Source organism: Streptomyces sp. NPDC059668, from assembly GCF_042734135.1.
In the GTDB taxonomy this organism is placed as follows: domain Bacteria; phylum Actinomycetota; class Actinomycetes; order Streptomycetales; family Streptomycetaceae; genus Streptomyces.
In genome coordinates, this window is sequence record NZ_JBHWEL010000009.1 from 164,998 (window position 1) to 186,556 (window position 21,559).

Below are 21,559 nucleotides of genomic sequence, written 5' to 3' on the forward strand. Positions count from 1 at the left end.
CCTCATCTGATCCGCACCGCGGGGGCCAGGTTGCCGCCCTTACCGGGAATTCTGCCCTCCACGATGTCCTCGTGCGTCACCGGTGGACCGGGGTCGGTGGGCCTGCCGCCCAGTGCCTGCGCTCCGGAGTCGCCCTTGACACCTGACGGACCGTACGCCGTGACAGCCTGGCCCTGGGTGTTGCCGGGCCCGTCGGTCACGACGATGTCCTCGCCCTGCCGGAACGTGAGCCTTCCGGCCGTGCCCGTCGACTGGTACACCGCGTCCGGGTTCTTCAGGATCTCCAGAACCCGTTCGTCGCTCATACCGTGCATCGTGTCCCCGTGGTAGTCGACGTGCTTCCTGATCTCGCCGTTTTGAGCCCTGTCGATGACCCCGTCCACGATCTTGTCGAGTCGCTTCTTGGCCCTCTCCTCCTTCGTGTAGTTGGGCATCAGGCCCAGCGGGTCGCACCCCGTGAGCGGGTTGTCCACGTAACCGACGGGGTTCGGGGCGGGAGCGAGGCCGAGGGGGTCCGGGGAGGTGTAGCGCCCGGTCTGCGGGTCGTAGTGCCGGAAGACGTTGTAGTGGAGGCCGGTCTCGGAGTCGTAGTACTGGCCGGGGAAACGGAGAGGGGTGTACGTGATGCCGTCGCGGGCCCATGCGGTGGCGCCCCACAGCGTGGACCGGGAGCGCCACGCGATGCCGCCGGACTCGTCGATCAGTTCGGTGGGGGTGCCGACGAGGTCCGTGGCGATGGCGAAGAAGCGGCGGTCGATCTCGCTCCGCCGGTCGTCGGCGGTGAGGATGCGCTCGGTCTGCGCCAGGGGGACGTGGCCGCGGTGGTCCCAGGTGAGGGCCACCGGGTTCGGCTGGTCCGTTCCGTGACTGGTCTGTTCGCACAGGGTCAGGCCGTCCCAGGTGAAGCGGGTCTCCTCGGCCACGCCCACGCCGTCCGCCGCCAGACGCTGCTTCGCCGTACGACGGCCCAGCGGGTCGTAGCGGTACCTCCAGCGGGTCCCGTCGGGGGTGGTGACGGAGGTGAGCCGGTTCTCCGTGTCCCACTCGTAGCGCCAGGTGTCGGGCTTGCGGGACAGACGGGTCTTCTGGCGCAGGGTGACGCGGCCGAGGGCGTCGTACTCGAAGCGGACGTCCCCGGCGCGGGTGACACGGGTGCCGTCGTACGAGCGGGGGCCGACCGACTCGCCGCCGGGGTGGCTGTCGGGCCAGGAGGCGGACGTCTGGTTGCCCGTGTCGTCGTACGCGTACCGCTCCGTCCAGGCCGGGGCGTGGACGGCGGTCACCCTGCCCATCGGATCCAGGTCGAACGTACGGGTCCCGGAAAGCCGGTCGGCGACGGAGCGCAGGTGTCCGTCGGCGCGGTAGGCGTAGGCACGGCTGTTGACGGAGCGGGCTCCGGCGGTGAAGTGCTGCGTGGCGAGCCGGCCGGCCTCGTCCCAGGCCGACGTCACGGTGAGCGCGTCCCCGAAGGCACGGGCGAGTTCGCGGCCCTCGGCGTCGTGGGTGAAGGTGATGTGCTGTCCACCCGCGTCCAGTCGGGCGGGGAGGCCGTCGGAGTCGTAGGCGTAGGACGTGACATGGCCGGTGGGGGTGGTCCGACGGACGCGCCGGCCCTGAGCGTCGTAGGAGTAGAGCATCGGGCGGCCGTCCACCAGTTCCGTCTTGACCCGCCCGTCGCGGTCGTACTGGTAGCGCAGTTCGCTGTCGGGCCCCACCGCCTCCAGGAGGCGGCCCGCCCGGTCGTACGCGTAGGTCGTCACCCGGCCGTCGACGGCCTTGCCGAGCACCTGGCCGAGTGCGTCGCGCTCGAAGGAGACGGTGCCGCCGAGGACGTCGGTCCTGGCGGCGAGACGGCCGGCGGCGTCCACCCGGTAGGTCAGGGTGCGCCCGTCGAAGTCGGTCTCGGAGACGATGTTGCCGACCGCGTCGTACTCGTACGTCCAGCTCGGGCCCCGCGGGCCGGTGACCCGGGTGAGGCGGAGGTCCGCGTCGTGCTCGAACTCGTAACGGCCGCCATCGGGACGGGTGGTGGCGAGCGGAAGGTCGAAGTGGGTGTATTCGTAGCGCGTGACGGCTCCGACGGCGTCGGTGTGGGCCGTGCAGTTGCCCTCGCCGTCGTAGGTCCACGACTCGTTCGCACCGTCCGGGCCGGTGCGGCGGGCGAGTCGGCCGTCCGCGTCCCACTCCAGGCGGGTGACGCCGCCCGTCCGGTCGGTCGTACGGACCGGGCGGCCGAGCCCGTCGCGCTCGGTGCTGGTGGTGGCGCCGGACGGATCGGTCACCGCCACGGTCCGTCCCGCCGCGTCGCACCTGACGCGCGTCGTGTTCCCGAGGGCGTCGGTCACCGCGGTGAGCCGTCCGGCGTCGTCGTAGGACATGCGGGTGGTGTGTCCGGCCGGATCCATGAGCGACGTGCGGTTGCCGAGCTCGTCGTAGGTGTACGTCCTGCGGGAGCCGTCCGGCCCCACGGTCTCCACGGGCAGGCCGAACGGGCCGCGTACGACGCGTAGTTCGCCGCCGTCCGCGTCGGTGACCGTGAGCAGACGGCCGGCCTCGTCGTACGTGAAGGCGGTGGTGGCGCCCAACGGGTCCGTGCGGGACAGCAGTTCGCCGCCCGAGCCGTAGCGGAACCGGGTCGTGCGGCCGAGCGCGTCGGTGGTGGCCAGGACCCGGCAGCCGGGGCCGATCAGATGCCGGGTGGCCCGGCCGTCGGCGGTGGTCAGAACGGTGGTCCGGTGGCCGGTCTCCGGGTCCGGACCGGTGTAGGCCAGGGTGATCTGGACGTGGCCGGCGTCTCCGCCCTCGGCGACGACGCGGTCGTGGTCGTCGTACACGTAGTCGTAGCGGTGTCCGTTGGAGTCGATCCAGGCGATGACGCGGCGGCGGTCGTCGTAGACGAACGTGGTGACGGCGCCGGAAGGCCTGGTGACGGCGGTGAGGTCGCCGTCCTCGTAGCCGTAGCCCAGCAACGGCAGGTCGGCGCCGTTCTCGCCCGCGCCGGCCAGGGACAGGGCCGTGATCCGCCCGTCGTCGGTGGACAGCCGCACCTGGTGGCCCGCCGAGTGGACGAGGGCCAGCGGCAGACCGTCCTCGGCGCGGTCGACCGTGACGGTGTGGCCGCCCTGATCGGCGAGGCAGGACAGCCAGGCCGTACCGTCGCCGCCCGGCTCGCCGCCGGGCGGGGCGGCGAAGTGACGGGTCGGACCGGCGTCGGGGTCGGTGAGCGCGTAGTCGCCGTCGGCGTCGCGGGAGAGGAGCGTACGGAACCGGCCCGTATGGGGCCGGGTGGGCAGGCCGGGGACGGGATGCGGGTACGGGACGAGCAGCCCGTCGGCGGTGACGTGGACGACACCGACCGCGTCGACCTCCAGGCGCTCGTCGACGGTGGACGACCAGGCGGCCCCCAGGAAGCGGCCGGTCGCGCAGCCGGACTCGGTGCGGCGGGTGAAGACCAGGGGGAGGATGCCGGGTATCTCGAGGTCGGTCTGGGGCAGGAACATCCGGCCCGAGGCGAGGTCCACCGGGTCGGTGCCGTCGGTGAGGCGCTCGCCGTCCGGCCGGTGGTGGGTCCCGTCCGGGACGTCGTCGACCAGCCTGCGCAGCCGCGCGGCCTCGGCGGCGTCCTCGGCGACGCGCGCGCCCTTCACCGCGGCGCCGCCGCCGTCCGTGGCCACGGTCAGCACCAGGTCGGGGATGAGCCGGCCCAGGCCCTCGGCCGGGTCCTTCATGAAGTCCTTGACCATCTGGGTGCCGGTGCCGACCGGGTCGTTGGCGGCGACCACCAGACCGGCGGCGAGGCTGTTCAGGGACGTGGCGTACTCGGCCGGGTGCGTGAGGTTGTACGGGTCCATCGGGTCGACGCTGCGGACGAAGTTGAGCAGCCCCGCCGTGCCCTTGACGAGGCCGCCGCCGACGTGGTCGCCCATGATCTGGAGCTCTTGGAGCCCGTCGCTCGCCTGCTGGGCGTAGGACGGCTTCTCCGGGGCCATGTCGCGGGCGGCGCGGACCGCCGTACGCGCGGTCTCCGCCGCCGAGTTGCGCTGCTTGCGGGCCTCGGCGAGAAGGTCCTGGGCGTCCTTCATCAGCTTCTGGCCGGGGTCGTCGAAGGTCGCCGCGGGCCTGGGCGGGAGCGAGGCCGGGTCGCGCTTGTCGGCGGGCTGGGCGTTGTAGCGGTCGACGGCGCTGTTGTAGTCGTCGACCTTCTTGCGGTGGGCGTCGGCGGCGCCCTCGGAAGCCTTGACGCCCTCCTTCCACTTGTCGATCGCCGTCTGCGCCTGTCCCTGCGCCCAGGTGACCGTGTCGGCGAACGCCTCCAGCGCGCCGATCGCCTTCACACAGGCTTCGCCGGCCGAGTACCACTTGTGCGGCTGCTTGCCCACCGCGGTGCGCAGCGCTTCGGCCGTCTCGCCCTTGAGCCGGGACGAGTCGAGGCCCCTGAGGCCGTCGCCGGTGTCGTCGAAGGCCGACTCGAAGGCGCGGAGCTTCTCGGCCGTGGAGTTGATCTTCCCCGGACTGCCGTAGATCAGCTTGGTCTTGTCCTCGGTCTGCCCGAGGTCCATCTCGTCGACCTCGGCGCCCATCCGGTTGGCGACCGAACGGGACTGTTCGCGCACCCAGTCCGCGCCGGACTCCCAGCCGACGTCGTCCAGGCGGTCGGCGGTCCAGTTGCCCGCGTCCTCGACCCGGTTCCCGGCCCACTCGACGCCGTCCTCGACCGCGTTCTCGACCGCGTCGGGCGTGAGGTCGCTGATGAAGTCGCCTATACCCACGTTCAGTTCCCCCCGGACTCACCCTGCGGCGGCTGTTCCTGCTGGGCGCGTTCGTCCGGCGAGGGGCCGAAGGTGTCGTCCAGCGCCTGGTTCCACCGGTCGTCGGAGATGCCCAACGCGTGGTTGAGCACCTCCGACTGCCGGCCGCCCTGACCCTCGGTGAGAACGGTGCGGCCGGTGTCCTTCCAGGTCTGCTCCATGTCCTGACCGGCCTTGTCGAACGACTCGGCGCTCCAGTCCGGGTTCAGGTAGTCCGGGGTGAAGATGTCGCCCCAGTCCTGCTTGGCGATGTCCTCCTCGCTCGCGTGCGGGTTCCCGCCGAACAGCGAATTGGCGCCCACCTTGAGGGAGTTCCCGATGTACTGGTCCTCCTCCCACACGGTGCCCGCCGCCAGGCCGAGGCGGTTCGCGATGGCGCTCGCGTCCCGCACCAGGGCGCGCACGCCCCATTCCCAGCGCTCGCAGAAGTCCTCGAAGTCGACCGAGAGCCCGTGGTGCCCCGCCTCCATCCCGGTCATCGCCAGTCCCGAGAAACCCTTGCCCATCACCGCACCGGTGGGGCCGCCGAGTTCACCGAGCCCGTCGATCGTCGCCCCCATGCCCTGGGTGAACTTGGCGACCGAGGCCTTGTCGAGATGCAGGTCCGCTTCGTCGCCGCTCATGCCCCCGCCCCCCTCGCGCCCGCGTCCACGGCGACCGCGTCCGCCACGATGCCGACGACCGGCGGGAAGAACATCGACCCGTCCTCGGTGGCGATGTCGACGGCGAGACCGGCGGGCTCGCCGAGAGCGGGCACGATCTCGTCGACGATGCGCGCGCCCCGCAACGCCGCGTAGTCCATGGGCTGATCACCGGGTCCGTGGCGCAGGGCGAACCGGGCCAGCGCGGTCTCGTCGGTGAACCCGCAGATCCACCGCACCCCGCCGGAACGCACCGACCAGAGGCCTCCGCCGGCCACCGGCACCAGAAGGACGGAGCGCCGCATCTCGCCGATCAGCGCACGGGGGTCGTCACCTCCCCTTCTCCGTTCGGCGATGCGCTCCGCCAACGCCGCCCTGGGCTGCTGCACGATTCCTCCCCGGTCCTGAGTGACTGGTCGCAGGTCTTGGCCGACCGATCGCACCACAGGGTGGGACGCGTGGGAAGGAGGGGGCGGTTCTCGTTCCCGTTCTCGTACGGGCCCGTCGGTCGGACAGGCACTGCTTCTAGCGGCCGCTCGCGGGCGTCAGCCGGATGTCCGTGCTGGACAGTGTCATGGGGGAGGCGGAGACCGCCCGCAGACGGATACGTACTCCGGACCCGGGGACGGTGAACTTGCCGTCGGGCGGCAGGATCTCGTAGCGGGCCGACGCGTGCCGGCCGAGGGTGGCGGGCCCGGAGGCGATGGACCAGTAGCGGCCCATGCCCTGGCCGGTGGTGAGGGTGAAGTGCGGACTGAGGGCCGTGTCGCCGAGGTTGGTGACGCGCACGGTGAGCGCCGTCACGGCCTTCGTGGCCCGGCGGGCGCCCATGAGCTCCATCCGCAGGGGCGGCGATCCCGTCACCGCCAGGGCCGTCGCCGCCAGGGCCGGGGCCAGCAGGAGCACGGCCGCGGCGATGCGCGCCCCCTGTCGGCGGGGGCCGCGCAGCAGGGCGGGCCGGGGCTGCCAGGCGGCGGCGAAGGCCTGTGGGGGCGCGGTGACGGCGGCGGCCAGCCACAGCGGCGTCATCATCAGGTAGTAGCCGTCCTGGGAGCGCGTCGCCACGTAGAACGCGCACCAGGGCAGCACCGTCGCCGCGGGCCCGAGCCGTCGTACGAAGAGCACGAAGAGTCCCAGCAGGCCCGCGGCCAGGAGCAGGCTCGCGTGCGAGTACCAGGCCAGCCGGCCGCTGCCGTCGGTGAAGTAGAGCGATACGCCGACCAGGCCCTGACCGTGGAGATTCGCCTGCTGGGTGAGGGGCAGCACGATCCCCTCGAACCAGGTACGCGGCTCGCTCACGATGAAGTACGCGTTGATCAGCAGCCAGGTCGTGGCGGCCACGCCGACGATCCTGCCCACGGCCACCGCGGCACCACGCGGGCCGAGATCGGCACGGCGCAGGGCGTAGACACCGGCCAGCAGGAACGGTGTGAGGAACCACGGCAGCTGCTGGGAGGCGCAGGCAGCGCCCAGACACGCCGCCCGTGCCCAGTCCGCCCGGCCGCCGTAGCCCATGCGGGGCCAGCCCACCACCACCGGGACGAGGAAGGCGCAGGCGACGATCGCCGGGTAGCCGAGCCGGGCGTACGCCGGCAGCAGACCGAGACCGAGGCAGACCAGCGTGGCCGCCGAGCGCCACTGAACGGGCAGCATCCGCCACATCACGATCGTGGCCACGATCAGGGCCACCGTACTGACCAGGACCGCCGGGGCCGCCCCGTGCCCGACCCGGAGCAGGGGCGCGGTGAGCAGCAGGGGCAGCGGCGGATAGCCGTACGTGAAGTCGTAGCCGCCGGTCATCGTCGGGGTGAGGGCGACGCCGGGCTGGGAGAAGAGCCACGGCCACGGCTGTCCGTAGACATGATGACCGGCGACGAACTCGCGCGCGGCCTGCGTGGTGAGGGACGACTCGTCCCCGCCCCCGTGGTACATGGCGTACCCGCACACGGCGAGGGTCACCGCCGTCAGCAGGACGACGAGGTCGAGGCGGGCCAGCGTGCGGGAGCGGCGCGCGACCAGGGTCACCACGCCGGTCACCAGGATCGAGGCGTAGCAGACCGAGATGACCGCCGCGACGGGGAGCCGGTGGCTCGCCGCCGCCGTCCACATCGGGCGGGTGCCGATGAAGAGACTGATGTCGGCGAGCAGGGTCAGCACGCGGTGCCACTGCGCGGGCGCCTCTTCCGCGGGCGCCTCGGTGCGGGCCCGTAGGCGGGTGGTCGACGGCCTCATGTCTGCCAAGTACACGGGTTCGGACGGTAATTCCCGCAGTTGAGGGCCGTGTCGGCGGACGTGAAGAGTCCGGTGTGAGGGCGGTAAGAAGCGTGTCGTCGGCTCATGCGTGGGAGAGGGAGACCTCGGTGGACTTGATGAGCGCCACGACCGCGGAGCCCGGCGTCAGGCCCAGTTCGGTGGCCGCGTCCCGGGTGATCGCGGAGGTCAGTTCGGCCCCCGCGACCGCGAGCTTGACCCGGGCCATCGCACCCCCGGTGGCGACGTCGGTGACGGTGCCGGGGAGCTGGTTGCGGATGCTCACCCCCTCGACCGGGCCGGTGGCCAGGGACACCTCCGTCGACTTGACCAGGGCGCGGACCACGGACCCCGTGGCGAGGCCCAGGTCCTCGACGGCCTCCGCGGTGATGGCCGCGGTCAGGTCCTGGCCGCCGTCGAGACGGAGCCTGACCGTCGCCATCACCTCGCCCGAGGTGACGGAGGTGACGGTGCCGGGGAGCTGGTTGCGGATGCTCAGGCTCATGGGTGCGCCTCGATTGCGGTCCGGATAGTCGGTTTCCGGCAATTATGTGCACCGCGAGGCGTGTGGGGTGGACGTCACGGTCCGTGTCTCCCGTGAAGCGTCCCCGAAATCCGGATGGGTCCAGGATCCGTCGTCGTGCTCTGCCCGGCTGGCCCGTCCCGCCGTCGCCGTCCTGTCGTCCTGCCGTCCTGTCGTCCCGTCAGTACACGTCCCGGACGTACCGTTTGTCCGCCGCGAGCTGTCTGATGCGGGCGGCGGCCTCCGCCTCGCCCAGGCCGCCGTGGGTGACGGCGATGTCCCGCAGCGCCCGGTCGACGTCCTTGGCCATCCGTGCGGCGTCCCCGCACACGTACAGGCGGGCGCCGCTCTGGAGCCAGTGCCAGAGCTCGGGCCCGTGTTCGCGCATCCGGTCCTGCACGTAGACCTTGCCGCGCTGGTCGCGCGAGAACGCCGTGTCGAGGCGGCTGAGCGTGCCGTCGTCGAGCAGCGCGGTGAGCTCACGCCGGTGGTGGAAGTCGGTGGCGCGGTGCTGCTCGCCGAAGAACAGCCAGTTCGGTGCCCGGTGTCCCAGCGCCCGCCGCTCCTCCAGGAAACCGAGGAACGGCGCGACCCCGGTGCCTGGTCCCACCATCACCATCGGGGTCGTAGCGTCCGCCGGCGGCCTGAAGTGCGGCGACCGCTGGACGAAGACCGGCACGCGCGCCCCCGGCCCGGCGTCGGCCAGGAAGGGCGAGCACACACCGCCGCGCGGCCGACCGCGAGGATTCTCGTAGCGCACGACGGAGACGGTCAGGGCGATCAGGTGCGGGTCGACGAGCGGACTGGACGAGATCGAGTACAACCGCGGGCGCAGCTTGCCGAACACCTCCGTCCACTCGCGGGCCGAGGCACGCACCGGGTGCTCGGACACCACGTCCACGGACTGCCGGCCCCACGACCACCGGGCCAGGTCGCCTTTGTTGTCCGGCCGCAGCAGTTTGCGCAACTCCCGCCCGTCCCCGGCCCGTTCACCGACGAAACGCAGCAGGCCCGGGGTGATCCGGGTGATGTCCAGATGCCGGAGGAGTGCCTCCTCGAAAGGGATCTCCCCGACGCCCGCGATCTCCACCGGAGTCGGCCCGTGCGCTCCGGTGACGTCCAGCCACTCGGCCACGAGGCGGGGCGAGTTGACGGGCCGTACGCCGAGGGCGTCCCCCGCCTCGTACGTCAGGGGGCTCTCGCTCTCCCGGGTGTCGAAGGTGAACCGGCGGACCTCCTTGCCGGCGCCGGGCAGACTGAGCAGCCGGTTGCCGGTGAGCAGGGCGGTGCCGGCGGCCGGCCCGGACCGGGCCGCACGAGCGGCCCGAGCCGGCCGGGACACCTTGGGCGGCTCCTCGTCCCCGCCGAGAGCGGACTCCGCCCCAGCGCCCGAGGCGGGGCCCGCTTCGGTGCCCGAGGTGGAGCCCGTCTCGGCGCCGAGAGTGGACTCCGGCCCAGCGCCGAGGGTGGGCTCCGGCCCCGTGCCGAGAGCGGACTCCGCCCCAGCACCCAGGGTGCGCTTCGCCCCCGCGTCGGGAGCAGGTTCCGCCCCCGCGGCGAGCGCGGTGAGGATCCGCTCCAGCCAGCCGTCCGCGGACGGCCCGTACTCCGGTTCGCAGTCCGTACGGGGAGTCAGCCGTACGGCGCCCAACTCGTCGAGCCGCGCGTCCAGTCGGCGGCCGTGACCGCAGAAGTCGCCGTACGAGGAGTCGCCGAGCGCCAGCACGGAGTAGCGCACCCCGTCCAGGCGCGGGGCCTCGTGCCCGGACAGGGTGTCCCACAGGCCGGCCCCGTTGTCGGGCGCGTCGCCGTCCCCGAACGTGCTGGTGACGAAGAGGAGATCGGCGCCGCCGGCGAGCGAGCGCGGGTCCGTCTCGTCCATCCCGACCAGCCGTGCCTGGTACCCCTTCGCGCCGAGCCGTTCGACGGCGGAGGCGGCGCAGTCCTCCGCGTTGCCGGTCTGCGAGGCCCACAGCACCACGACGTCGCGGGCCGCCGGAGCCGGAGCCGGGGACGGAGCCGGGGACGGCGCGGAGGTGGGGGCGGGGACGGCGGGGAGCGTCGAGCGGGAGTACATCCCGGCGAGCGCGCCGTCGACCCAGAGCGCGTGCTCGGGTGTGAGGGGGGCGTCCGGAGGGAGGACGGGTACACCGGGCAGGCCGGAACCGAGCCCGGCCAGGAAGCCGGTGAGGTAGTGCCGTTCGGCGGAGGACAGGACGGGCGGCGGCGCGGGCTCCAGTCCCAAGTCGCGGGGGGACACCGCCCGGGGAAGGGCCCCCGGGGGCGGGACGGCGGGACTCGCCCGCACGACGGCGTCCCGGCCGTCGGCGGGATCCGCGAGCCCGGCGACGGGATTCCTCGGCTCCACGAGGGGATCCGTCCGGCCCGCGGCGGACGCGCCACGCGTCCGCGTCAGCGACACCGCGCACACCTTGAACTCCGGCTGGAACGACACCGGGTCCACCGCGTCGCCGGTCACCGCGTTGATGCTCAGGTACTCCCCGAACAGGTCGTTCCAGTGGAAGGGAGCGAACACGCACCCCGGCTGCACCCGTTCCGTGACCACCGCCGGCAGCACCGCCCGCCCCCGCCGGGAGGCGACCTCCACCGAGTCGCCCTCCACGATCCCGAGGGACTCCGCGTCCCGCGGGTGCACTTCCACGAACGGGCCAGGATTGAGCCTGTTGAGCCTCGCCACCTTCCCCGTCCTGGTCAGCGTGTGCCACTGGTGCGGCAGCCGCCCGGTGTTGAGGACGAACGGATAGTCGTCGTCGGGCATCTCGGCGGGCGGCAGATGCGGCCGCGCGTGGAACACCGCCCGCCCGCTCGCCGTCGGGAACGACAGGTGCGCGCCCCGCCGGTACCGGATCGGACTGCGCCGCGGCCCGTCCGCCTCGGCGACGGGCCACTGCACGGGCCCGCCCCGCAGCCGTTCGTACGACGCGCCCCGCAGATCCCACCCCGTTCTCGGGTTCCAGGCCCGCTTGATCTCCTCGAAGACCTGCTCCGCGCTTTCGTAGGAGAACCCCTCCTCGTAGCCCATCGCGCGGGCGACGGCCGCGATGATGCGCCAGTCCGCCATCGCCTCGCCGGGCGGGTCGACGGCCTGCAGGGCCAGGGTGAGCGTGCGTTCGCTGTTGACGAGGACGCCATCCGTCTCCGTCCACAGCGCGCCGGGCAGGACGACATCGGCGTACGCGTTGGTCTCGGTCTCGGCGAACACGTCCTGGGTGACGACGAACTCGGCGGCCTCGAGCGCCTCGACGACCGTGCGGCGGTTGGCCACGGAGGCGACGGGGTTGGTGCAGATGATCCAGCAGGCCTTGATGTCGCCGTCGGCCATCCTCCGGAACATCTCGACGGTGCCCCGCCCCACCCCGTCCTCGCGGATGGTTCCGTCCGGCAGCCCCCACAACTCCTCGACGAAGGCCCGCTCGTCGTCCACCAGCACCGACCGTTGTCCGGGCAGCCCCGGCCCCATGTATCCCATCTCGCGCCCGCCCATGGCGTTGGGCTGCCCGGTGAGGGAGAACGGCCCGCTTCCCGGACGGCAGATGGCCCCCGTCGCGAGGTGCAGGTTGACCAGGGCGTTGGTGTTCCAGGTGCCGTGCGTGGACTGGTTGAGCCCCATCGTCCAGCAGCTCGTCCACTCGCCGGCCTCACCGATCAGCCGCGCCGCCGCCCGGATGTCCTCCTCGGGGATGCCGGTGACCGAGGCGACCACGGCGGGCGGATAGCCGGCGAGGAACGCGGGCATCGCCTCCCAGCCCTCGGTGTGCCGGGCGATGAACTCCGTGTCCGTGTGCCCGCCCTCGTGCAGCAGGTACAGCAGACCGTTGAGCAGCGCGAGGTCGGTGCCCGGCCGGATCCGCAGGAACAGATCGGCCTTCGCCGCCGTCGCGGTGCGCCGCGGGTCGACGACGATCAGCCGGGCGCCCGCCTTGACGCGCTCCATGAGCCGCAGGAAGAGGACGGGATGACAGTCGGCCATGTTCGAGCCGATGACCAGGAAGACGTCGGCGCGGTCGAGATCGTCGTACGAGCCCGGAGGCCCGTCGGCGCCCAGGGACAGTTTGTATCCGGCGCCCGCGCTCGCCATGCACAGCCGGGAGTTGGACTCGATCTGGTTCGTCCGTACGAAGCCCTTGGCCAGCTTGTTCGCCAGGTACTGCGCCTCCAGGCTCATCTGTCCGGAGACGTAGAAGGCGACGGAGTCCGGTCCGTGCTCGTCGAGGATCGCGCGCAGCCGCCGGGCGGTCTCGGCGAGCGCCGTGTCGACGGGCACGGGCCTCGCCTCCTCGCCGCGCCCGGCCCGCAGGAGCGCCGTGGTCAGCCGGCCGGGCGCGGCGAGCATGTCGGCCGTCGTCGCGCCCTTGGTGCACAGCCGGCCCGAGTTCGCGGGGTGCTCCTTGTCACCGGACGCCTTCAGGACCGTGCGCCGTCCGTCGGGACCCGCGCCGATGTCGAGGACCAGACCACAGCCCACACCGCAGTACGAGCAGACGGTCCGCACCTGTGTGGTGCCGGCCCGCGGACCCTGTGCCGTCACGGACGGTGCCTCTCTTCTCTCGCCGGTACGCGACCCGGTCGAGCGTACGAATTGCCCGTTACGTCGATGTCACGGCCCTTGATCGTGAGGGGTTACGCGCGCTGCACAGCCGGGTGAAGGGCCGTGTGAGGCCCCGGAAATGACGGCCCGTGGCTCGCGGACCGTGTCGCTGTTGGGCCGAACGGGTGACCATGCGTAAGAATTGCCCGGTGCAGACAATGAGTGCGAGCCAGGACGGGGTGGGCCAGTGAGCGGCCACGACGTCACCGACGAGCAGTGGGAAGGGCTCGCCCAGGTCGTTCCGCTGCGGGGCCGGGACGCGTGGCCCTCGGCGGTGAGCCACCGGGCGTTGCCCGAGGCCCCGACCGAGACGCGGCGACGCTTCGTGGTCCTGCGGGTCAACGTGTTCGCGGACGCCCGCGACGTCGCCGAGACACTGATGTCCGGCATCCCCGTCCTGCTGGACCTCACCGGCGCCGAGACCGAGGTCGCCAAGCGGGTGCTGGACTTCAGCACCGGAGTGGTCTTCGGGCTCGCGAGCGGAATGCACCGGGTCGACCGGAACGTGTTCCTGCTGACACCGCCCGGCACCGAGGTGCGGGGACTGATGGAGGGCGTGGGCGTTCCCGGGGCCTGAGCCGGGCGATGCGGAGGGCGCGGTTCCCTCGATCGTAGGAAGGTCGTCGGGGTGTAACGGTTCCCCTGGGGGCGGGGTCCTACCGTCCACATATGACCCTGTCATCTCTGGCGGCCGAGGCCCCCGCCCAGGCCCGGCCGCCGCACGCCCAGGCCGGCCCGTACGGCGCTCCCGCCGCGCCGCCCCCCGACCGGCCCGGCACCACCGAGCTGCGGCTCGCGGCCTTCGCGGCCCACCGGCGCGCCCGGTTCCCGCTCGGACCGTTCACCCTCTTCGCGGGGCCCAGCGGCAGCGGCAAGTCCGCGGTCCTGCGCGCGTACGAGGCACTGGCGCGGCTCGGCGGCGGCGCCGAACTGGGCGAGGTGTTCCCGGACCCGGTCGCCTGCGTGCCCGAGCGGGCCCGGCCCGACGCCCAGCGCCGTCGCGGCTTCCGCATCGGCTGCACGGCCGACGGCCCCCTGGGGCCCGTCCGGCTCGACGTCGCCGTACAGGCCGAGCCCGAACTGCGCATCGTCGGCGAACGGCTCTCCGCCGGCGGGCTGACCCTGCTGGAGACGGCGCTGCGGGACCCGGGGCGCCCCGCGGTCCAGGCGGCGTGGCACACGGCGGGCTCGTCCGTGGTCACCCGGGGCCCGCTCCCCGACGACCGCCTCGGCACCGCCCTGCTGCCGCTGCGCCTCGCGGGCAGGACGGAGGGCGAGCGCCAAGTCCTCGCCGCCGCGGAGCAGATGGTCGTCGCCCTGCGGTCCGTGTACGCCTGCGACCCGAGCCCCCGGCGGATGCGGACCGCCACCCCGCTCGGCGCGGGCCGGCTGCTCCGGGGCTGCGACAACCTCGCGGACGTCCTGTGGCGGACCCGCTCGGAGTGCGGCCACCGGTACGCGCACCTGGTCGCGGCGGTCCGGGCCGGCTGCGCGGGCCCCGTCGCCGACGTGCTGGCCGAGCCGCTCGGTGACGGTACGGTCCGCGCGCTCCTCGACCGCGGAGACGGCGTCCGTACGCCCCTCGGGCTGCTCGGGGACGGCGAGTTGAGGTATCTGGCGCTGGCCCTGGTGCTGCTCACCGGCCCCGGAGTGCTGGAGGTCGACGCGGCGGGGGAGGTCCCGGCCGCGCTGCAGACGCTGACCGTGCTGGCCGACGGTCTCGATCGCGGGCTGGACGTGCGGCAGGCCGGAGAGCTGGTCCGGCTGGCGGCGCGGATGTGCGAACGGGGGCACATCCGGCTCGTGGGCGCGGTGGGCGATGCCGTCCGGGTGTGCGGGGCCGATGGGCTGGACGGGGTGGAGGGTGTCACGGTGGTAGACCTGACGCCGTGAGCGAGAGCGGAAACGAAAGCGAAAACGAGAATCCGGGTGCGGGTGCGGGTGCGGGTGCGGGTGCGCGGGCCGGTGCCGGTGCCGGTACGGACGCCCGTGCCGGTGGGCTGGACGTGCCGAAGTTGCAGCGCCGGCTGGCCGCCTTCGCGGCCGCGCGGCGCTGGCAGCGATACCACACCCCGAAGAACCTGGTCGCCGCACTGAGTGTGGAGGCGTCCGAACTCGTCGAGATCTTCCAGTGGTTGACCCCCGAGGAGTCGGCGCGGGTCATGGACGACGCGGACACCGCGCACCGCGTCACGGACGAGGTGGCGGACGTCCTGGCCTACCTCCTGCAACTGTGCGAGGTGCTCGGCATCGACGCGCTGGCGGCGCTCGACGCCAAGATCGACCGCAACGAGCGGAGGTTTCCGGCGCCCGAGGGGCCGTAGCGGTGCGGCCTCGACGGGGCCCGGTGCGGGTGCGCCGCCTCCCGAGGACGGCTCCCAGGGCAGGCGTCACGCGCCCTTGTCACTCTCCGGAGTCGTTGAGTTGTCTACATTCGATTCTCTGTCCACAGATTTCGGGCTTCCTCTGGCTTTTCGTCGCGCGAGAACTCACTCTGGGTAGTGGACAAGGGAGTTCGTGCGGACGTGCGACGAGTACGTCGGGACAGACGGGGGCAGCGCATGGAAGCGGTGCGGCTCATCGTGGCGAGCAGACGCGCCCTGGCCGGGACCGGGGACATGGACGAGGTGGTGGCGGAGGCGTGGCAGGCGCAGGCCCTCGCCCAGGCCATAGGAAGTCGCTTAGCCGTCTCGGGGCCACCCGAACTGCGGGGCGAGGCCCTCGGGCTGACCGAGCTGGCGGGGCGCGGATGCGGTGTCCTCGACGCGGCGCCGCGCGACATCGCCGATCTGCGCGCGGCGCGGCTCACCGAGTTGGGCGACGCCCGCGAGTCACTGCTGTGTCTCGGGGGACTTCTCGCGGAGGTCGGCATCGCCCTCGTCGGCGTCGCCTGCGCGGCGGACGAACAGGGGACTTACTGGCAGTGCATGGAGGCGATCGACGCGGCGGACGAGTCCCGGGACCGGGTCCTGGAGATGCTGAGGCGGCTGGCGGACCGGGATCAGGGGGTGGTGGAGAGAGGGTGGGCGACGGGGTAGGTCCTTCGCGCCCGCGGCCTCCACCCGTCCCATCATCCGTCCCTGGGGGCTCCGCACCCCCCAGGCCCCCGCCAGGAGCGCTGCGCCCCCTGGACCCCCGCCCGCCCGAAGGGCTCGTCCGCAAACGCCGGACGGGCTGAAGATCTCCAGTGCGGGCCCGCACCACCAGCCCGTCCGGCCCTTGAGGACAAGGCCCTCAAGGCCGGAGCGGGGACCTGAGGACGGAGCCTCCGGCTATGGACGCGTCCGCCCCGAACCCTCAACCCACCTGCGGCATCACCTCGGACGCGATCAGCTCAAGATGATCCAGGTCGTCGAGGTCGAGCATCTGGAGATACATCCGCTGCGAACCGACGTCCTGGAACCGGGCGATCCTCTCGACGACCTCCGCGGGCGACCCCGCGAGACCGTTCGCCTTCAGCTCCTCCACGTCACGCCCGATCGCGTCGGCCCGACGCTTCACCTCCAGGTCGGTCCTGCCGACACAGGCGACGAGCGCGTTGGAGTACACCAGGTCGTCCGCCCCGCGGCCGGCCCGCTCGGCCGCCGCCCGCACCCGCTGGAACTGCCGCTCGGTGTCCGCGAGGGACGCGAAGGGGATGTTGAACTCGTCGGCGTACCGCGCCGCCAGTTCCGGCGTCCGCTTGGCCCCGTGGCCGCCGATCAGGACCGGTACCTTCGACTGCGCGGGCTTCGGCAGCGCGGGGGAGTCCTTGAGCTGGTAGAACTCGCCCTCGTAGGTGAACCGTTCACCGACCGGCGTGTTCCACAGGCCCGTGACGACGGCGAGTTGTTCCTCCAGCCGGCCGAACTTCTCCTTGGGGAACGGAATCCCGTACGCCTCGTGCTCGTCCGCGTACCAGCCGGAGCCGAGTCCGAGCTCCACCCGTCCGCCCGACATCTGGTCGACCTGCGCCACCTGGATGGCGAGGACGCCGGGGAGACGGAAGGTGCCGGCCGTCATCAGGGTGCCCAGGCGGATCCGGTCCGTCTCGCGCGCGAGGCCGGCCAGCGTGATCCACGCGTCGGTGGGCCCCGGCAGCCCGTCGACGGACCCCATGTGCAAGTAGTGGTCGGAGCGGAAGAAGGCTCCGTAGTGGAGGTCTTCGGCGGCCTTGGCGACGCGGAGCAGCGTCTCGTAGGTCGCCCCTTGCTGCGGTTCTGTGAAGACTCGAAGATCCATGTATCCATCATGCACCGGTGCCGTCAGCCGTCCCGCCGTGAACCGCTGTCCCACCCGTGACCGACCGTGCCGAACCGGACACGGGGTGCCGTGAGGGGTCGGCCCCGGGCGGTCCGCGCGTCCGTCGTGGGCCGTCACCAGCGAAAATTCCGGGCTCCGCCCGAGAGCTTCGCTGTACGTTGGGCAGGCGCGCCGAAGGCACGGCACGGCGCGCTCCTACCCCGCCGCGGTTCACCGTCGTCCGGCACCGGACACCGGGAGTACACGCACCCGGAACACAGGTACCCCGGAGCACAGGCACCCGGAGCACGCGTTCCGGAGCGCGTGGTCGTGCCCGTACGGAAGTTCCACGGCTCAGATGACGTTTCGAGGCAGACCCACAGTGTTTCTGACGATCAGTACCACCGGCGACCCGGAACGCCCGGCGACCGACCTCGGATTCCTGCTGCACAAGCACCCCGACAAGGCGCAGGTGTTCTCGACCTCCTACGGCACCGCGCACGTCCTCTACCCCGAGGCGTCCGTCGAGCGGTGCACGGCCGCGCTGCTGCTGGAGGTCGACGCGGTGGCACTGGTCCGGCGCGGCAAGGGCAAGGGCCGCGGCGGCGCGCCCGACGCCGCTCTCGCGCAGTACGTCAACGACCGCCCGTACGCTGCCTCGTCCCTGCTCGCCGTGGCGCTGAGCGCGGTGTTCTCCAGCGCGATGAAGGGTCGGTGCGCCGCGAGGCCCGGCCTCCCCGATCGTGCGCGGCCCCTCCGGATCGAGGTGCCCGCGCTTCCCGCGCGCGGCGGCGCCGACCTCGTGCGCCAGCTGTTCGAGCCGCTCGGCTGGACCGTGGACGTCGAGGCCGTGGCGCTGGACGCCGAGTTCCCCGAGTGGGGTGCGTCGCGGTACGTCCGCCTCGTCCTGGAGTCGGCCCGGCTGACGCTCGCCGAGGCACTGCGCCACCTCTACGTCCTGCTCCCCGTGCTCGACGACGCCAAGCACTACTGGGTGTCGTCCGACGAGGTGGACAAGCTGCTGAGTGCGGGCGAGGGCTGGCTGCCGGAGCACCCCGAGCAGAAGCTGATCACCAGCCGGTACCTCTCCCGGCGCTGGTCCCTGACGCGGGAGGCGATGGAGCGGCTGGAGCTCGTCCGGCTCGCCGAGACCGACGACACCGAGGTCGAGGACATCGACAACGCGGTCGACGAGGAGACCGACACCGAGGACAGGCCGGTTCCGCTCGCCGTGCGGCGACGGGACGCGATCCTCGCCGCGCTGCACGCCCGCGGTGCCGGGCGGGTCCTCGACCTCGGCTGCGGACAGGGGCAGTTGGTGCAGGCGCTGCTCAAGGACGCGCGGTTCACCGAGATCGTCGGCGTGGACGTGTCGATGCGCGCGCTCACCATCGCCGCGCGCCGGCTCAAGCTGGACCGGATGGGCGAGCGGCAGGCGGCACGCGTACAGCTTCTGCAGGGCTCGCTCGCCTACACCGACAAGCGGCTCAAGGGGTACGACGCCGCCGTGCTCAGCGAGGTCGTCGAACACGTCGACCCGCCCAGGCTGTCGGCCCTGGAGTACGCGGTGTTCGGCTCCGCGCGCCCCGGGACCGTCCTCGTGACCACCCCGAACGTCGAGTACAACGTCCGCTGGGAGACCCTCCCCGCCGGACACCGCCGGCACGGCGACCACCGCTTCGAGTGGACCCGCGAGGAGTTCCGGAGCTGGGCGCGCGCGGTGGCCGAACGGCACGGATACGAAGTGGAGTTCACGCCCGTGGGCCCCGACGACCCCGAGGTGGGGCCGCCGACCCAGATGGCCACGTTCTCCCTGAACACCACCACCCCGGACACGAAGGAGGAGAAGGCCGCATGAGCAGCGAGGACACCACCCAGGGGCGGGTCCTGCCCGTCACCGACCTCTCCCTCGTGGTCCTGATCGGCGCGTCCGGCTCGGGCAAGTCGACCTTCGCCCGCCGGCACTTCAAGCCGACCGAGGTCATCTCCAGCGACTTCTGCCGGGGCCTCGTCGCCGACGACGAGAACGACCAGAGCGCCAGCGGCGACGCGTTCGACGTCCTCCACTACATCGCGGGCAAACGGCTCGCGGCGGGCCGGCGCACGGTGGTGGACGCGACGAACGTCCAGCAGGAGAGCCGCCGTCAGCTGATCGAGATCGCCAGGAAGCACGACGTGCTGCCCATCGCGATCGTCCTCGACGTGCCCGAGGAGGTGTGCGCCGTACGCAACGGCTCGCGGACCGACCGGGCCGACATGCCGCGCCGTGTCATCCAGCGGCACATCCGCGAACTCCGGCGCTCCCTGCGCGGCCTGGAGCGCGAGGGCTTCCGCAAGGTGCACGTGCTGCGCGGCGAGGCGGAGATCGAGAGCGCCGGGATCAGCACCGAGCGGCGCTTCAACGACCTGACCCATCTGACCGGCCCCTTCGACATCGTGGGCGACATCCACGGCTGCGCCTCGGAGCTGGAGACCCTGCTCGGCAAGCTGGGCTACGTCGACGGTGTGCACCCGCGCGGCCGCACGGCCGTCTTCGTCGGCGACCTCGTCGACCGGGGGCCGGACACGCCCGGCGTGCTGCGCCGCGTGATGTCGATGGTCGGGTCCGGCAACGCGCTGTGCGTGCCCGGCAACCACGAGAACAAGCTCGGCCGTCACCTCAAGGGCCGCAAGGTCCAGCACACCCACGGACTCGCCGAGACCGTCGCCCAGTTGGCGGGGGAGAGCGAGGAGTTCCGGGCACAGGTACGGGAGTTCGTCGACGGCCTGGTCAGTCACTACGTCCTGGACGGCGGACGGCTCGTGGTCTGCCACGCCGGACTGCCCGAGCGGTACCACGGCCGCACCTCCGGCCGGGTGCGTTCGCACGCGCTGTACGGAGACACGACCGGTGAGACGGACGAGTTCGGCCTGCCGGTGCGCTATCCGTGGGCGGAGGACTACCGGGGCCGTGCGGCGGTCGTCTACGGCCACACCCCGGTGCCGCAGGCGACCTGGCTGAACAACACCCTCTGCGTCGACACCGGCGCCGTCTTCGGCGGCAAGCTGACCGCGCTGCGCTGGCCCGAGCGCGAGCTCGTCGACGTACCCGCCGAGCGGGTCTGGTACGAGCCCGCCAGGCCGCTGGCCTCCGAGGCGCCCGGCGGACACGAGGGGCGTCCGCTCGACCTCGCGGACGTGTACGGCCGGCGCGCGGTCGAGACCCGGTACGCGGGGCGGGTCGCGGTGCGTGAGGAGAACGCGGCGGCGGCCCTGGAGGTCATGAGCCGGTTCGCGGTCGACCCGCGGCTGCTCCCGTACCTCCCGCCGACGATGGCACCGACCGCTACGTCCCGGGTCGAGGGCTATCTGGAGCACCCGGCGGAGGCCTTCGCCCAGTACCTGGAGGACGGGGTCGCCCGGGTCGTGTGCGAGGAGAAGCACATGGGCTCGCGGGCGGTGGCGCTGGTCTGCCGGGACGCCGGGGTGGCGCGCGAGCGGTTCGGGGTGGCCGAGGGGCCCACCGGGTCGCTGTACACCCGTACCGGCAGGCCCTTCTTCGGCGACGCCGAGGTCACCGAGGAGATCCTCGGGCGGCTGCGGGACGCGGCGGGGGCCGCGGGTCTGTGGGAGGAACTGGGGACGGACTGGCTGTTGCTCGACGCCGAGCTGATGCCGTGGTCGCTCAAGGCGTCCGGGCTGCTGCGGACGCAGTACGCGGCGGTCGGCGCCGCGTCCGGGGCGGTGTTCCCCGGAGCGCTGGCCGCGCTCGAAGGGGCGGCGGCGCGGGGCGTCGACGTGGGGGACCTGCTGGGCCGGCAGCGGGAACGGGCCGCCGACGCGGCGGCGTTCACCGACGCCTACCGGCGGTACTGCTGGACGACGGACGGCCTGGAAGGGGTGCGGCTCGCGCCCTTCCAGATCCTGGCGGCGCAGGGCCGCAGCCTGGCCGCGCTCCCGCACGACGAGCAGCTCGCGCTGATCGACCGGCTCGTCGAGCACGACGGGAGCGGGCTGCTGCGGACGACCCGGCGGCTGTTCGTGGACACCGGGGACGCGGAGTCCGTGCGGGCCGGTGTCGACTGGTGGCTGGAGATGACCGGGCGCGGGGGTGAGGGCATGGTCGTCAAGCCCGTGGGGGCGGTCGTCCGGGACGCGCGGGGTCGGCTGGTGCAGCCCGGCATCAAGTGCCGGGGGCGGGAGTACCTGCGGATCATCTACGGACCGGAGTACACCCGGCCCGAGAACCTGGCGCGCCTGCGGGGACGGTTCCTGAACCACAAGCGGTCGCTGGCGATCCGGGAGTACGCGCTGGGGCTGGAGGCGTTGGAGCGGCTGGCTGAGGGGGAGCCGTTGTGGAGGGTGCACGAGGCGGTGTTCGGCGTGCTGGCCCTGGAGTCCGAACCGGTGGACCCCCGTCTGTAGCGGCTCGTTTCGCCCCTGCCGTATCTGGGGGCTGCCGCCCCCAGACCCCCGCCGGCCTTAAGGGCCTTGTCCTCAATCGCCGGACGGGCTGGTGGTGCGGGCC

Annotated in this window: 13 protein-coding genes; 6 read left to right on the forward strand and 7 right to left on the reverse strand. The window is 72.6% G+C overall.

Annotated elements, in window-relative coordinates; all coding sequences use genetic code 11:
- Positions 1–2 precede the first annotated feature (2 nt).
- From ACFV2J_RS10260 to ACFV2J_RS10285, 6 genes are all read right to left on the reverse strand, one after another.
- Entirely contained in the window at positions 3–4,769 is a 4,767-nt protein-coding gene (locus ACFV2J_RS10260; protein WP_385086626.1) for a putative T7SS-secreted protein, read from the reverse strand.
- A gap of 2 nt (positions 4,770–4,771) precedes the next feature.
- Positions 4,772–5,431, reverse strand: coding sequence for a hypothetical protein (locus tag ACFV2J_RS10265; RefSeq protein WP_385086624.1), 660 nt, complete (start codon positions 5,429–5,431; stop codon positions 4,772–4,774).
- Positions 5,428–5,838, reverse strand: coding sequence for a hypothetical protein (locus ACFV2J_RS10270; RefSeq protein WP_385086621.1), 411 nt, complete (start codon positions 5,836–5,838; stop codon positions 5,428–5,430). Before ACFV2J_RS10270 ends, ACFV2J_RS10265 begins: the two co-directional genes overlap by 4 nt.
- Before the next feature lie 136 nt (positions 5,839–5,974).
- On the reverse strand, positions 5,975–7,681 hold the full coding sequence (locus tag ACFV2J_RS10275) for a hypothetical protein (protein ID WP_385086618.1): 1,707 nt from the start codon (positions 7,679–7,681) through the stop codon (positions 5,975–5,977).
- 103 nt (positions 7,682–7,784) lie between these two features.
- The gene (locus tag ACFV2J_RS10280) at positions 7,785–8,204 is read right to left on the reverse strand and encodes a molybdopterin-binding protein (protein WP_385086616.1); all 420 of its coding nucleotides are present in this window, start codon (positions 8,202–8,204) and stop codon (positions 7,785–7,787) included.
- Between the two features lie 199 nt (positions 8,205–8,403).
- Positions 8,404–12,771, reverse strand: a complete 4,368-nt coding sequence (locus tag ACFV2J_RS10285) for a molybdopterin-dependent oxidoreductase (RefSeq protein ID WP_385438097.1) — start codon at positions 12,769–12,771, stop codon at positions 8,404–8,406.
- Positions 12,772–13,018: 247 nt separating this feature from the next.
- On the opposite strand from ACFV2J_RS10285, the gene ACFV2J_RS10290 reads away from it, so the two are divergent.
- The 4 genes from ACFV2J_RS10290 (at position 13,019) to ACFV2J_RS10305 (ending at position 15,869) form a co-directional block, all read left to right on the forward strand.
- Positions 13,019–13,408 carry a cell division protein SepF gene (locus ACFV2J_RS10290; protein ID WP_385091320.1) on the forward strand — a complete coding sequence of 130 codons (390 nt, stop codon included), beginning with the start codon at positions 13,019–13,021 and terminating at the stop codon, positions 13,406–13,408.
- Positions 13,409–13,500: 92 nt separating this feature from the next.
- Entirely contained in the window at positions 13,501–14,724 is a 1,224-nt protein-coding gene (locus tag ACFV2J_RS10295; protein ID WP_385091323.1) for an ATP-binding protein, read from the forward strand.
- A 107-nt stretch (positions 14,725–14,831) separates the two neighbouring features.
- Positions 14,832–15,155: a nucleotide pyrophosphohydrolase gene (locus ACFV2J_RS10300; RefSeq protein WP_385091335.1), complete on the forward strand. Its 324-nt coding sequence runs from the start codon at positions 14,832–14,834 to the stop codon at positions 15,153–15,155.
- A 237-nt stretch (positions 15,156–15,392) separates the two neighbouring features.
- Positions 15,393–15,869: a DUF6099 family protein gene (locus ACFV2J_RS10305; protein ID WP_385091338.1), complete on the forward strand. Its 477-nt coding sequence runs from the start codon at positions 15,393–15,395 to the stop codon at positions 15,867–15,869.
- Between the two features lie 259 nt (positions 15,870–16,128).
- Here ACFV2J_RS10305 and ACFV2J_RS10310 read toward each other — a convergent pair whose 3' ends face one another.
- Positions 16,129–17,052 carry an LLM class F420-dependent oxidoreductase gene (locus ACFV2J_RS10310; protein ID WP_385091326.1) on the reverse strand — a complete coding sequence of 308 codons (924 nt, stop codon included), beginning with the start codon at positions 17,050–17,052 and terminating at the stop codon, positions 16,129–16,131.
- 382 nt (positions 17,053–17,434) lie between these two features.
- Between ACFV2J_RS10310 and ACFV2J_RS10315 the strand changes: the two genes are divergently transcribed.
- Both ACFV2J_RS10315 and ACFV2J_RS10320 read left to right on the forward strand, forming a co-directional pair.
- Positions 17,435–18,910, forward strand: coding sequence for a 3' terminal RNA ribose 2'-O-methyltransferase Hen1 (locus ACFV2J_RS10315; RefSeq protein ID WP_385091329.1), 1,476 nt, complete (start codon positions 17,435–17,437; stop codon positions 18,908–18,910).
- A complete protein-coding gene (locus ACFV2J_RS10320; protein ID WP_385091332.1) occupies positions 18,907–21,456 on the forward strand; it encodes a polynucleotide kinase-phosphatase in 2,550 nt (849 codons plus the stop codon). The genes ACFV2J_RS10315 and ACFV2J_RS10320 overlap by 4 nt, the downstream gene beginning before the upstream one ends.
- Positions 21,457–21,559 lie beyond the last annotated feature (103 nt).

Coding starts and splice junctions, on each gene's coding strand:
- ACFV2J_RS10280 (WP_385086616.1), bottom strand. CDS start 8,204: ATGAGCCTGAGCATCCGCAACCAGCTCCCCGGCACCGTCACCTCCGTC.
- ACFV2J_RS10295 (WP_385091323.1), top strand. CDS start 13,501: ATGACCCTGTCATCTCTGGCGGCCGAGGCCCCCGCCCAGGCCCGGCCG.
- ACFV2J_RS10320 (WP_385091332.1), top strand. CDS start 18,907: ATGAGCAGCGAGGACACCACCCAGGGGCGGGTCCTGCCCGTCACCGAC.
- ACFV2J_RS10305 (WP_385091338.1), top strand. CDS start 15,393: ATGGAAGCGGTGCGGCTCATCGTGGCGAGCAGACGCGCCCTGGCCGGG.
- ACFV2J_RS10265 (WP_385086624.1), bottom strand. CDS start 5,431: ATGAGCGGCGACGAAGCGGACCTGCATCTCGACAAGGCCTCGGTCGCC.
- ACFV2J_RS10310 (WP_385091326.1), bottom strand. CDS start 17,052: ATGGATCTTCGAGTCTTCACAGAACCGCAGCAAGGGGCGACCTACGAG.
- ACFV2J_RS10275 (WP_385086618.1), bottom strand. CDS start 7,681: ATGAGGCCGTCGACCACCCGCCTACGGGCCCGCACCGAGGCGCCCGCG.